The 13,452-nt window shown below is 36.8% G+C and carries 14 protein-coding genes and 1 pseudogene; 7 read left to right on the top strand and 8 right to left on the bottom strand.

Annotated elements, in window-relative coordinates; all coding sequences use genetic code 11:
* Position 1 precedes the first annotated feature (1 nt).
* The 6 genes and pseudogenes from E0H87_RS10160 to E0H87_RS10135 all read left to right on the top strand — a co-directional run bounded on the left by E0H87_RS10160 (position 2) and on the right by E0H87_RS10135 (position 4,161).
* Positions 2 to 714: pseudogene (locus tag E0H87_RS10160) on the top strand (zeta toxin).
* A 127-nt stretch (positions 715 to 841) separates the two neighbouring features.
* Positions 842 to 1,255 carry a YeeE/YedE family protein gene (locus E0H87_RS10155; RefSeq protein WP_131323651.1) on the top strand — a complete coding sequence of 138 codons (414 nt, stop codon included), beginning with the start codon at positions 842 to 844 and terminating at the stop codon, positions 1,253 to 1,255.
* Between the two features lie 2 nt (positions 1,256 to 1,257).
* Complete coding sequence (locus E0H87_RS10150) at positions 1,258 to 1,683, top strand: YeeE/YedE family protein (RefSeq protein ID WP_131323488.1); 426 nt, start codon at positions 1,258 to 1,260, stop codon at positions 1,681 to 1,683.
* Positions 1,680 to 2,558 carry an MBL fold metallo-hydrolase gene (locus tag E0H87_RS10145; protein WP_131323650.1) on the top strand — a complete coding sequence of 293 codons (879 nt, stop codon included), beginning with the start codon at positions 1,680 to 1,682 and terminating at the stop codon, positions 2,556 to 2,558. The genes E0H87_RS10150 and E0H87_RS10145 overlap by 4 nt, the downstream gene beginning before the upstream one ends.
* 142 nt (positions 2,559 to 2,700) lie before the next feature.
* Positions 2,701 to 3,465, top strand: a complete 765-nt coding sequence (locus tag E0H87_RS10140; RefSeq protein ID WP_131323487.1) for an alpha/beta fold hydrolase — start codon at positions 2,701 to 2,703, stop codon at positions 3,463 to 3,465.
* Positions 3,466 to 3,924: 459 nt separating this feature from the next.
* The gene (locus E0H87_RS10135; RefSeq protein WP_074947644.1) at positions 3,925 to 4,161 is read left to right on the top strand and encodes a VF530 family DNA-binding protein; all 237 of its coding nucleotides are present in this window, start codon (positions 3,925 to 3,927) and stop codon (positions 4,159 to 4,161) included.
* Positions 4,162 to 4,766: 605 nt separating this feature from the next.
* Here E0H87_RS10135 and E0H87_RS10130 read toward each other — a convergent pair.
* From E0H87_RS10130 to E0H87_RS10105, 6 genes are all read right to left on the bottom strand, one after another.
* Positions 4,767 to 5,744: an MDR family oxidoreductase gene (locus E0H87_RS10130; protein ID WP_131323486.1), complete on the bottom strand. Its 978-nt coding sequence runs from the start codon at positions 5,742 to 5,744 to the stop codon at positions 4,767 to 4,769.
* Between the two features lie 81 nt (positions 5,745 to 5,825).
* A complete protein-coding gene (locus E0H87_RS10125; RefSeq protein ID WP_131323485.1) occupies positions 5,826 to 6,470 on the bottom strand; it encodes a TetR/AcrR family transcriptional regulator in 645 nt (214 codons plus the stop codon).
* 342 nt (positions 6,471 to 6,812) lie between these two features.
* The gene (locus tag E0H87_RS10120; RefSeq protein WP_205677751.1) at positions 6,813 to 7,367 is read right to left on the bottom strand and encodes a TetR/AcrR family transcriptional regulator; all 555 of its coding nucleotides are present in this window, start codon (positions 7,365 to 7,367) and stop codon (positions 6,813 to 6,815) included.
* Between the two features lie 856 nt (positions 7,368 to 8,223).
* Positions 8,224 to 9,429 (bottom strand): MFS transporter, encoded by a 1,206-nt coding sequence (locus E0H87_RS10110; RefSeq protein ID WP_131323483.1) that lies wholly within the window; start codon positions 9,427 to 9,429, stop codon positions 8,224 to 8,226.
* A 42-nt stretch (positions 9,430 to 9,471) separates the two neighbouring features.
* The gene (locus E0H87_RS16245) at positions 9,472 to 9,606 is read right to left on the bottom strand and encodes an NAD(P)-binding domain-containing protein (RefSeq protein WP_264757386.1); all 135 of its coding nucleotides are present in this window, start codon (positions 9,604 to 9,606) and stop codon (positions 9,472 to 9,474) included.
* A 185-nt stretch (positions 9,607 to 9,791) separates the two neighbouring features.
* A complete protein-coding gene (locus E0H87_RS10105) occupies positions 9,792 to 10,373 on the bottom strand; it encodes a TetR/AcrR family transcriptional regulator (RefSeq protein WP_131323482.1) in 582 nt (193 codons plus the stop codon).
* 102 nt (positions 10,374 to 10,475) lie between these two features.
* Here E0H87_RS10105 and E0H87_RS10100 point away from each other — a divergent pair, with 102 nt between their 5' ends.
* On the top strand, positions 10,476 to 10,679 hold the full coding sequence (locus E0H87_RS10100; RefSeq protein WP_131323481.1) for a hypothetical protein: 204 nt from the start codon (positions 10,476 to 10,478) through the stop codon (positions 10,677 to 10,679).
* Positions 10,680 to 10,736: 57 nt separating this feature from the next.
* Here E0H87_RS10100 and E0H87_RS10095 read toward each other — a convergent pair whose 3' ends face one another.
* On the bottom strand, positions 10,737 to 11,906 hold the full coding sequence (locus tag E0H87_RS10095; protein ID WP_131323480.1) for a Fic family protein: 1,170 nt from the start codon (positions 11,904 to 11,906) through the stop codon (positions 10,737 to 10,739).
* Between the two features lie 481 nt (positions 11,907 to 12,387).
* Positions 12,388 to 13,446 (bottom strand): 2,3-butanediol dehydrogenase, encoded by a 1,059-nt coding sequence (locus E0H87_RS10090; protein WP_131323479.1) that lies wholly within the window; start codon positions 13,444 to 13,446, stop codon positions 12,388 to 12,390.
* Positions 13,447 to 13,452: the final 6 nt, after the last annotated feature.

Below are 13,452 nucleotides of genomic sequence, written 5' to 3'. Positions count from 1 at the left end.
TATGCCTCAACCTAGAATCCGTATGTTTGCTGGTCCAATGGTTCTGGGAAAAGTACTGTCAAAGATTATTTATTGCCCCAACATATCGATGCTTATTTCAATGCAGATGAGCTTGAAGCTGAATTAAAATCAAGTGCACAACTCAATCTTAATACTTATCATCCAGCTTTATTTGCAGCACCATTAATCGAATTTTTAAAAGAAAAACAACGACCATCTTCTACTGGGTTGATTGCTGTATTACCACATGAACCGATATTGCTCTCAGCACAATGTATTCAGTTTCAGCCTGAAGCAATCGACTCTTATCTGTGCGCACGTATTATTGATTATATTCGGTTAGAGTTTTTGTGTTTGAAGATCAGTTTTACCTTTGAAACGGTCATGTCACACATTTCTAAAGTCGAATTTCTACAACTAGCGAAACAACAAGGTTATCGGACTTATTTGTACTTTGTATCTACGGTCGATCCTGATATTAATATTGCGCGGGTGCAATACAGAGTTAGTCAGGGAGGGCATGGCGTTCCTGAACACAAAATTCGTGAACGTTATTACAGAAGCATGGATTTGTTAATGCAGGCTGTTGATGCAACAGATCGTACTTATTTTTTTGATAATTCTTCAAATGGGGAGAATGCAGCATTTATTGCTGAAATTGAGCAAGCTGAAACGTTAAAACTGAATCCAGTATTAGAAGAACTGCCTAAATGATTTGTTGATAAGGTCTTAACTGAATTCGCAAGGTGGGTTTGCGTGAAATTTATACAAAATTGCTCTTGAATAAATTACAAATAAACATATTATGAAAACATATATTGTTTTAAGTGGAACGCAGAAAATGCATGACTATCTAACCGCTTTTATCGGTGGGACACTGCTGGGTGTATCCGCCGTGGGTTATTTGTGGGTCAATGGTCGTATTGCAGGTATTAGCGGCCTGATTTCACAAGTCCTTAGTCCCAAAACCTTATTGAGCACACCAGCAGTTTGGTTCTTATTGGGATTAATTATCGTGCCATTTGCTTATGGGGCATTTACACAACCACACATTCAAATTGATAGCTCACCGTTAATCATGATTTTAGCGGGTTTATTGGTGGGTTTTGGTACGCGACTCGGCTCTGGATGTACCAGTGGTCATGGCATTTGTGGGATTAGTCGTTTATCAAAACGATCACTCATAGCAACAGCAACCTTTATGCTTGCTGGCGCCGTGACTGTGTTTGTAATGCGTCATATTTTGGGAGCATGAGCATGAAAAATATATTTGCCTTTATTTTTGGTGGTCTATTTGCCATTGGTTTAATGTTTTCAGGAATGTCTAATCCAGAAAAAGTACTGAATTTTTTGGATGTTTTTGGCACTTGGGATGCTAGTCTGGCATTTGTGATGATGGGTGCAATTGCGGTGGCATTTATTCCTTTTCAGATACTCTCTAAACAACAAGCCCCAAAAACGGTTTTTAAAGAACCAATTGTAATGCCTAAGAATACACAGATTGATTCAAGATTAATTCTAGGGAGCGCAATTTTTGGTATGGGTTGGGGCTTAGCAGGTATTTGTCCCGCACCAAGTCTTACCTTGATTGGTTTAGGACATTATCAAACGCTATATTTTATTACTGCTATGGCAATAGGTATGATTATATTTAATAAAACGATGGGAGCGAAATCGTGTTGATAAAACCAATCGTTAAGGCTTTTTTTGATAAAGAAACCAATACTTTTAGCTATGTGGTTACAGACCCGAATAGTCACCAATCTGCCATTATCGATAGTGTGCTGAATTATGATGCTGCATCTGCAACAACAAAGACAACTTTGGCGGATGAGATGATTGATTATATTCAGCAAAATAGCCTAAGCATAATTTGGATTTTGGAAACACACGTCCATGCTGACCATCTAACAGCTTCCCAGTATTTAAAACAGAAGGTGGGGGGAGTGGTCGCAATTAGTGAGAAGATTGCGATTGTGCAGGAAACTTTTAGCGAAATTTACAACCTTGCACCTAAATATTTTAATGTGACACGGTCATTTGATTATTTATTTAAAGATGGCGAACATTTCAAAATTGGTGAAATTGACGCTTATAACATTCCAACACCAGGACATACGCCAGCGTGTCTAAGCTACGTGATTGGCGATGCTGTATTCGTCGGTGACACGCTATTTATGCCTGATTACGGTACAGCACGCTGTGATTTTCCTAAAGGTAGCGCAGCGACGTTATTTGATTCAGTGCAAAAGCTGTTTGCCTTAGATAGCAACATGCGAGTGTTCTTGTGCCACGACTATTTACCTGAACATCGTGATCACTTTGTTTATGAAACCAGTATTGCTGAACAAAAAAAGTATAATATTCATATCAATGAAAGCATTAAAAAAGAAGCTTTTGTTCAGATGCGAAATCAACGTGATACAACTTTAGCCATGCCTAAATTGATTTTACCTGCCATACAAATCAATATGCAGGCTGGACAATTCCCTCAACCTGAGGAAAACGGGATTAGTTATTTGAAAATTCCATTTAATTTTTTCAAATCTAGCATATAAAAATGAAATAAATGCAAAAAAATCAGGATAATACATCACTATTATCTTTGATTTTTGCTATTTTTATAAATAGCCTAAGCAAATTTATTGATTCTTAAAAACTAAAAAGCCACTATATATAAAAATACCTGATAGAAACACTATGATCCTTAATCATCAAATACAGAAACCAGTAAACCCAAGCGAATTAGAGCCTGTTGTACTCATTCATGGGTTATTCGGCAGTTTGAGTAACCTTGGTATGCTGGCACGGGCTTTTGATCAACGTGCAGTAATACAGCTAGATGTACGTAATCATGGGTTATCTGAGCATAGTGAACAGATGAACTATGATTTGATGGCGCAGGATGTACTAGAAACTTTGGATCATCTACAGATTCAAAAATTTTCCCTCATTGGACACTCTATGGGCGGAAAAATAAGTATGAAAGTGGCGGAGAAGGCTGAAAATCGTCTGGTATGCCTAATTGTGTTAGATATTACGCCATTTGCTTATCAAGAAAATCATCACGAACAAATTTTTAAAGCATTATTTGCTGTACAGGACGCTGCACCATCATCTAGATTGCAAGCTACTGAAATAATGAAGGAATTTATTCGAGAAGATATGGTGATTCAATTTTTATTGAAATCATTTACGCAAGGCAAATGGCGTTTTAATTTAAATGCTATTTTTGCGCATTATGCAGAGATATTATCTTGGCAAGAGATAGAGCCTTATACACAGCCAGTATTATTCTTACGTGGTGGGCTATCTCCATACATTCATAAACCAGAGCATTTTGAGGCAATTCAGAGACAGTTTCCAATTGCTGAAATAAAAGAGGTTTTGAATGCTGGACATTGGTTGCATGCTGAGAAAACAGATGAAGTGCTGCTTGAGATACAAAGCTTTCTTAAATCATAAAATATGATGTACGGCGATCTTGTTCAAACAAGATCGTACAGCTCCATACTTTGTATAGTCAGATTATATTGATTTCGTATAATATATATTATGTTAAATAACGTATCCAAGACTGTAGCCTTCACAACGCAGTTGTTGCTACAGCTCGGCATCATGAATCTACAAAATTATATTCATGATGCCGAGTACCTTAAGTAACATAATATTCGTTATGCCGAAATGTGAATGCATTACCCGCATATTATAGGTTGCGGAAATTTGAAATTATGGCCAGCGATTAAAGCTATAACTTTGCTGTGCTTGTCTATCTATATGATTCTGTAGTTTATGGATCAGCACTGTTGTAAATAAGAAGATAAGCTGTAATTTTCTATGTTAATTACGTTTAAATTCCAACGCTCTCATTTTCTAACTAGCTCAGGTTATAATAATGGCCTCCCAAAATATGGTTGATCTATTATGAACACCTCCAATGACCCTTTACACGGCAAAAAACTTGCTGACATTTTGGATGAATTATTGGATTACTACGGTGGCTTTGAGGGCTTAAGTCGTAAAATTGAAATTAGATGTTTTTGCATAGACCCAAGTGTTAAATCATCATTGCGATTTTTACGTACCACACCATGGGCACGTGAAAAAGTAGAAAGCTTATATTTGTATGTCTTACGCCAAAAAGCCAAACAGAAATCGTAGCTATCAAAACCTAGCCACAGCATAATATTTTATACCAAATAGTAAAACACTATATTGAATAGCCACCGATTTTGTAGACACCTTTTAATTAGTGGTGGACTGCCACCTAGTTTACTCATTGAGCGACCAATGTAAGTATATGATCTTTTATAATTTTAGCTGAAATTGTGACCTTTTTATTAAGTTCTAGTTCTTGAGCTTCAACGGTCATGGAAATTAGAATTGTTCCTATTGATTGAAGTAGATAGCTTAATATTTTCAAAATTTATGCCATGTTTGTTTTGAAAAGATTAAAGTAGCAGTACTCCCCTTGATTTAGACAAATCAATAAGGGTAGCAACCTCACTACCCTTATTCTTGAAAAAATTATTGTCTGTAATGGTTTTTGTTTTTAACAAAGCTTTGTCAGTTATGGCGATTCCTTCGTTTGTAGTTATTACTACAACTCAGCATTATGAATAAAATTTCCAGATTCATGATGCCGAGTACGTGAATGAAGATAAGATTCTTTATATCAAAACCCTTTGACTGATGTACATATAACCGCGAGTAAAATAACTCTCCAAAGCTCTATAAAAATTTACTAAACAACGCATTTTGTCGAATTATAGCTGTACAACAACTCTACCTCGAATTTTTCCATCTAAAATTTCATTGGAAATATTTAAAGCATCTGTTAACTGAATTTCAGTCGTTACTGTTTCTAATTTTGTTTGATCTAATTCTGTAGCTAAACGTTCCCAAGCTTCTTTTCTTAACTCGATTGGTGCCATCACACTATCAACTCCATATAAGGTAATCCCTCTTAGAATAAATGGAGCAACTGTCGCTGGAAAATCCATTCCACCTGCCAAACCACACGCAGCGACCGCACCACGATATTTTGTACTAGCACATGCATTGGCTAAAGTATGGCTTCCAACAGTATCAATCACGCCAGCCCAAACTTCTTTGTTTAACGGCTTTCCTGGTGAAGATAATTCAATACGATCAATAATTTCACTCGCACCGAGATAGGTTAAATATTCTGACTCTTGAGGTCGACCAGTTGAAGCTGTAATCTCATAACCAAGATGATTCAAAATAATAATGGCAATACTACCCACTCCACCATTTGCACCTGTTACTAAAATCTTTCCATCACTTGGTTTAATACCATGTTTTTGTAAAGCCATGACACACAACATTGCGGTATAACCTGCTGTACCAATAACCATCGTATCTTTAAAAGAAAAAACAGAAGGTTTTTGTATGAGCCAATCACCAGAAACAGTGACTTGCTCGGCTAGCCCTCCAGAATACTTTTCACCTACTCCCCAACCATTCAGTAGAACTTCATCTCCTTCTTTCCATGCTGGATGTTTTGATTCAATCACAACACCTGAAAAGTCGATGCCTGGAGTTAATGGAAAACTACGAACTACTGGAGAGCGTCCAGTAATGGCTAAGGCATCTTTATAATTTAGTGTTGAATATTTGACTTTGACTCTAACCTCTCCTTCTTGTAAAGGCTTTGATGCAATCTCTGTAATTTTTGATGTGTAACCTGCATCATCTTTAGTAATTACGATACCTTTATACATAGAACTTCCTCTCTATTTAATTAGACTAATTGTCTAGAATTAATTAAAAAATAAATGCAGCCATCTGCATTTATTTTTTAATTAATTTTTAATATGGCTGAGCTGCCCTGCACAAATAGCAAACAAGCGATAAAATGCATCTAAAGGACTTGTTGATTTGACCAAACGTGCTCTTAGAACTGCACCTTCCCACCCAATCCAAAACTGATAGGCAGCCTCATCACAATCAGCTAGGCTATATTGTGAATTTGACTGATGTAGGCAATCAGAAACTAATTTCTCCCATACCTTAAAGATACTTTCGATTCGGGCAATAATCTCTGGTGGCAAATACGAAACTTCTTGTCCTAAGTTACCTAAAATACAACCTCGTTTAAAATCATATTTTTGCAGTTTTTCACCCGCATCTTTTACAAAATTTTGCAGCCTTTCTAATGGGGAAAGATCAGTTTGACTTAAAAACTTATTCAATCGCTTCACAAAATAAAGCTCATAAGCATCTAAGACTTCTAAAATAAAAGCCTCTTTATTAGCAAAATAATGGTAGAAAGACCCCTTAGGAACTTGGACTGATTTCATGAGATCGTCCAAGCTCATAGCATTCATTCCGCGTTCGGTCAGTAACTCGATACCTCGGCGGATTAACACTTCTTTAGTGTCTGCATAGTTACAACCGTGTTTGGTTGGTCGACCACGTGGTCTTTTGGGTAAAGAAGAATAGTTCATATAATAAAAATAGACTATGTGACTAGAAATATCAACAATAAGATTATTTGATTGAAAATTTTATCTAAACGGCATCTATTTCTTTGCTGGGAGAACTTAGCCTTTTATATAAATGGACTTGAATGAGCATTATTCATCCTTTGATTTGGATATATCTAATCATCCGCCGCAATAAAGTAAAAAACCACCGTAGCGAGTATTACGCCCACCACCTTTAAGGTGTAGCACATATTTAGCTCACTAAATGAGCCAATAAGAGGTGTTATTTGACTCATGCTGTAACTTGGCTTTTTATATAATGCTTATAACGGCGCTTAAGCTTTTCGAAAACTTACTAAATCCTCACCCCAACCCCATCAAAAAATACTCAAGTAAGCTCTCCCGCTCATCTGGTTTGTTCGGGTCTAAAAGCTGAACCATTGCCCCGTCTATCACAAACAAAAACATGTGTGCATCTTGTTTTAAAGCACTCGAATTCGTAGTTAAAAGAAAATTATAGATTTCATTCATCAGCCAGTTTCGGTAGTCAATTACAAGCTGATACGCTTTTGGATATGTTTTAGAAATTTCAAAAATCGCTTTAAATGGTAAATTGTAAAGCCCTTCTACATTGGCATGTAAAAAGTAAATTTTGCGAAGTTTTTCAACTATCGATAGTTCTTTATCAACGTAGATTATTGAAATAACTTCATGTTTAAGACCATCTGTTTGAAAGGTTAAACTCATTTCAATAAGACGTTCTTTTGAGTGAAAGTAATTATAAAATGTAGCTTTAGGGATTTTTGCAGACTGAATAATGCGGTCTACCCGAATATTATGAAAACCGTATTTATTAAAAAGAACTCTTGATGTATGAAGCACACTTAAAGCACGAAATGAGAGAACTAAATCTGGCATAGTTTTACCGTTATAAAATAAATTCTTGTTGTATATAAAAGAGATATAAAAGCCTTTTAGTTTTTTTAAGGTGAAAAAAAGGCGTAGCAAAGTCGTAAAGACTGTGCCTAGCACATCTCAAGTTTTATTGTTGCTAAGTTTTTTAGTAATAATAAATTAAAGCCTGAACAGCCGAACGGCGCTCAAAGCTTAGTAAAAGTTTAAGTTGTATCGTTATAGTGTACTTTGGCAATGGTTGCCAAAAAAATATGAATGTGCAAAGTCAACTCCTTATATTTGGAGTTCTGCCAGAGCATAAGAGATTTATGGTGGCAGAACGAAAGAGGGTTCGCAGACTGGAGAAAGATTAACCAGCACACCCGAAGGTGTCCCTCTCCCGTCCTACCGCAACGGGAGGGAACGAGGAGTTCACGCACAAAACTATCCCTCAGAAGGAATAACTCTGATGCGGTCTTTCATTGCGGTCTGCGACAACCGACTGGCAATGTGGCCAGCACATAAATGTTAATCTTCAATATTTAAGGTGTCAATGTAGGATTGACTAGAAAATATTTAAATAGTTGTTATTTTTCATTTAATTACATATTTAAAGACAATCTTAAATACTTATTGAGTATCTACTTTCAGATTATGATGAAAAAAATAAAGTTTAAAAAAGACATAAGTTACGAGATGCTTTTTTTGAATTAGGAACTGTAAAAATAAGGTAAATAATCGATTAAATTTTCTTAAAATTTATAGCATCAATAAAAATATTTTTATTAAGTGTATGAAGTTGATCCTCTAAATATTCATTTAATGGTTGATAGATACTAGATTGATTGAAACCAATCTAGTATCTAAAGTTATTGAAAAATTATCTATTTTTAAATCCATGTATCTTAGCTTGTAAGACCACATAGAAGGAAATTATTGATAAAACACACATCGCTATCGTGAATGATGATGGGCCGATTTTTTGGAGTAATACTCCACCTAGTAGTCCTCCTCCAGCAACGGCTAAATTGAAGACAGTAACTAACATAGACTGGGCTACATCAGCACCTTCACCAGCAGTATCTGCAATTGCGGTTTGAAGCAAAATTGGAGCCCCGCCAAAAGTCATACCCCACAGCGCGATACCACTGAGTACTAGCCAAGCAGAGTTCCCACTACCACCTAAGTCAATTAAGATCGCAGCAATTGCAAACCCAGCTAAACTTAGCAAGGTTAATAAACGTAATGACTGATCCACCCAAACACCAGTGACCCAAATCCCGATGATTGATGACACACCAAATAATAAAAGTACCAGATCTATATGATTATCAAGCCCTACAGATGCCAGATAAGGTGAAATAAAGGTATATAAGACGTTATGTGCAAGAATCCATAAGAAAATTACCGCTAACACTGAGCGAATGCCTGGATGTAAAAAAATCTCTTTGATCGATTGGCGTTTTTCTGCAACTTGTCCAGAAAAGTTTGGAATCGCGGCTCTAATCCAAATCACTAGAAATAAAGCAAGCAGAGAAATAATCCAAAATACGCCTCTCCAACCAAACATGCTGCCTAACCAAGTACCTAAAGGCACTCCAAGACATAAGGCAATAGGCTGTCCTACACCAACTATGGCTAACGCTCGACCCTGTAAGTTAGCAGATACCATGCTTCGAGCATAACCTGCGAGTACTCCCCAAATAATTCCCGCCGACATTCCTGCAATAAAACGAGCAACCAACACAACAATATAGTTAGAAGATAACGCAGTTAAGGTATTGAAGATTAATAAGCCACTGATTGCCAATAAGAATAAAGGTCTTCGTGACCAACTGCGAGTAGCTGCAACAACAGGAATAGCAGCTATGACCGAACCTAAAGCGTAAACAGATACTAATTGCCCTGCTAAAGCTTCCGTTACCTGTAAATCCCTACTAATTAATGGCAATAAACCTGCTGGCATGGTTTCCGTCATAATTGTAATGAAACCAGCAAGCGTAAATGCTAGAAGCTTTAAAACAGGAATATCTTCTTTAGAGCTATTCACAATATCTGATGTCACAGCGTTATTTTGTATATTCATAGTCCAGCCTTTAATGAAGCTTTGCTTGACTCTTCTAAAGCTTTATTTTTCATAGCTAAGGTTCCATACATTTACGTTAAAACTATTTTCTTTAAGGTTCCTAGCTATTGCAGCCTTTGTAATGCCAGTAGCGAAGACTGTAATTGTCTTTGCTTTAAATTGTGCTGCTTGAGTCATTGTTACTTCCTTTCTTTGTTGCTGATAAAAAATGGTGTGTGTTGAATTTGTATGACTGACTTTTAAAATGGATTGTTTTGTAATGATCATTCCATAATTGGTAAAAAAAGGACATGCCTTGATGTATTAACAGTTCATCTATTAATACATATCAAGGAATATGACTATTTTATCAATTCATAAATTTAGATTGCGCTTATCGCAATATCCACGATGTCAACGAGCCTTTCGGATTGACATTTTTTTTCACTGCCTTTACTTACGACACGGATTCCTTGAATTGTACTCACGATAAATCTAGCCAATGCTTCAGAGTTTTTTGTAGCATCAATTTCGCCATTAGCTTGGCCACGCAATATTAACGAGCTAATGGCTCTTTCCATTCTGCTTAAATTTTTTGCTACTAAATCAGCAATTCCCTCATCATGTCTTGCCATTTCTAAACAGGCATTGGCAACCATACAGCCCAGATTTTCAGTATCATTAAGCTCTTCTGAGACAATTTTCATGAGTAAACGGCGTATTAGTTCTTTAGCAGTTCCATCTTCAGATAATATGGCTATATTGCTAGCAGTAATTTCATAATAACGTTTTAAAGCAAATTCATATAATCCGTATTTACTTCCAAAAGCGTTATAAAGGCTGCCACGTCCTAGGCCTGTGCCCTCTACTAAGTCTTGAACACTTGTTCCAGCGTAGCCTCTTTGCCAAAAAACTTTCATAGCAGCTTCTGCAATATCGTCTTCTTCAAACTCTTTTGGTCTCATCTAAAACTCTTTCTGGAATGATCATTCAAAAAATATATCATTCACTCGACTTAAACGTCAATAAAAAATCTTATTAACACTATTTATCAAGGAATATATTTTATGGGTAGAATTACACGTATGGGTTCAGATCAAACACAGTATGCAGAATCAATATCAATTCCAAGCGATATTTCTTTAGTTTACGTAAGTGGAATTTTTGCAGACATTGGAGATTCTTCAGCTCCAGTTGGTACAATTAAAGCTTATGGTTACACACAAACACAGACCGTATTCATATTAAATAAAATTCAAAATATTTTTTAAAAAAACAAAATCTTAAAATAAATAACATCACTTAATTAAGAGCTTTTTTAGTTGGAACTAAAGAGCATGAGTGTTTTGAGTAAACTTTTCTTTATCGACTTTCAGTACGTAGCGGGTATTACGTCCACCACCTTCAAGTTTATGCAGCACATCGCTTTCCAAAAGCTCGGTTAGGTGACGTGTTGCTGTAGCTTTACTTACTCCAGTGACTTTTTGATACTGAGAAGCATTGATACCTAGAGGAAAATCATTCTCTTCGCCATTGAGTAAACGATTTAAAACTTTATTCTGGGCTTCATTGAATTCGATATGAGAATAAGAGCTCCAAAATTTCGCTTTAGCAATCGTTCGATCAAGTCGTAGTAAAGACCTATCTATACTTTTCTCTAAAGTATCTAAGAACCAGACCAACCACTCATTAATCGCATAAGTATTATTCTGGCATTTCTCAAGAACCTCATAATAACTACTACGATTTTCATGGATGGCCACGGACATAGCGTATAAACGGATACTTTGGTGATCCATTTGGGCTAATGCCAAGTCTGTAATGACACGAGTGATACGACCATTACCATCTTCAAATGGATGTAATGTCACAAACCAGAAATGAGCAAGTGCAGCTCGCAATAATGGATCAAGCATTACATCTTCTCTGGAACGATTGAACCATTCTATAAATTCATTCATTAGTCCCTGTAAATGCTCTCCACCCTCAGGTGCTTCAAAATAAACCTTGGTTGTAGTGCCATAAGGAGAACCACCAACAACCTGCATTGGTGCCTCGTTATCACGGATCTCTCCTACTTTGATTTTTTGGGCAACATAATCGAAGCGTTCTATGGTTTGAAAAAGCCAGTTATGCCATTGTAACAAGCGCTCCATGGTTAATGGCGCATTATGATTGCTCACTGCATCCATCATGATATTGGCTAAGCCTTCAGTTTTATCTTGAATTGGTGCAGGATTTTCTTCTGTTACCCCTAAACGCCGAGCTAATGAGGATTTGAGTGAACGAACATTCAACTTCTCATCTTCAATGAGTGAGGATGCGACTAGGTTTGTGAGCAGTGTATCTAATGGTAATGCCTCAGCATCTGGTGATGCTTTACTCTCACCGACCAATTGACCTATCTTCTTATGAATCAAACGCAGTTTTACCGTAACGAGTGCTTCATCCCATTTAAATTTAGTCCAGTTTGCTTTTTGCCATACCCATTTTTTCATAAGCATTCCCCTACTGCATGAGCCGATTGTAACACCTATTCGGCTCATTTTGTGAGCTTATTAGTTGAGTTATTCGGCTCATTTCATGACGCGTGACCTAATAAAACCTATATTGTGAGCCGAATAAATGGCTTAAACAGCTCATATGGTGAGCCAAATATATAGATTATTAGGCCCATTTACTTCTTTTAGCCAAAAGGCACAGTTATGTCAGTTAAAAATGCAGTAATAGGTTGGTACTATGAATTTTTTGATTGCTATCAATGAATAATAATTGTTCTCAAAAATACTGTAAAAACACTTTTTGTGAATATATTTGCTCATTTTCATTGAATTACATGGTTTTTGCGCAAAATTTTGCTCATTTGAACAAGGTAGTATTCTTACGGCGAACTTATCGATTCAAAATAAAAGGATGCAATAGACGTTGCATCTATTGCATCTTGGTTTTGCTAAATGGTTTAACCTGCAAGGCTGCACATTACGGATGAACAATAATTTTTACAGCAGACTCATTATTATGAATCAGCGTTTCAAAGCCTTTAGAAACAAGATCATCTAATGCAATACGTTGGGTAATAAAAGGTTCTAGATTAATCTTACCTTGCTCGACTAAACGGATGGTTTCCTGATGGTCATTGACATAAGCAATCGTGCCACGAATATCTAGCTCTTTCATCACTACACTATGCACATTAATTGTGGCAGGATGGCTCCAAATAGAGACGATAACGACTACGCCAGTTGGTTTCATTGCTGCAACAAGCGTATCCATGACTTTATTGACACTACTACATTCAAAAGCGACATCTACACCACGGCCTTCAGTAATTTTCATTACTTCATCAACCACATCAACCTGAGATGGGTCGAGTACATAATCGGCAACACCAGCCTCTATCGCTTTTTCTTTACGTTTTGCACTCAGTTCAGTAATGATGACCGTAAGACCTTTGGCCTTTAAAATGGCTGATAAAAGTAAGCCTATTGGGCCTGCTCCACCAACCAGTGCGATATCACTAGCTTTTGCACCACTTCTGACATAGGCATGATGACCGACAGATAAAGGTTCTATCAACGCTGCTTGGTCTAAGGGAATATCATTTGAAATAGGATGTACCCAACGTCGTTGAACTGCAATTTTTTCAGAAAGACCGCCACCACGTCCGCCTAAACCAATAAAGTTCATATTTTTTGATAAGTGATACTTATCATTCGGGCCAGTCGGCACATCGTCAGCAATAATGTAGGGTTCAACTACGACATGTTGCCCAATTTGAATATCATCTACACCCTCACCAACTGCATAAACCACGCCTGAAAATTCATGTCCCATTGTTACAGGTGCAGATTCTCCCGAAATTGGATGTGGATGACCACAAGGTGGAATAAAAATAGGGCCTTCCATGAATTCATGTAAATCTGTACCGCAAATGCCACACCATGCAACTTGAATTCCAACTGTGCCTGGAAGTACTTGCGGTTCAGGAATATCTTCAATCCGAATATCCCCTCGGTCATAAAAACGAGCTGCTTTCATTATGTA

The sequence above is a fragment of the Acinetobacter sp. ANC 4178 genome (assembly GCF_004331175.1).
Classification (GTDB): Bacteria; Pseudomonadota; Gammaproteobacteria; order Pseudomonadales; family Moraxellaceae; genus Acinetobacter.
Note: the sequence above shows the minus strand (reverse complement) of the source record. Positions and strands in the feature narration are given on the sequence as shown.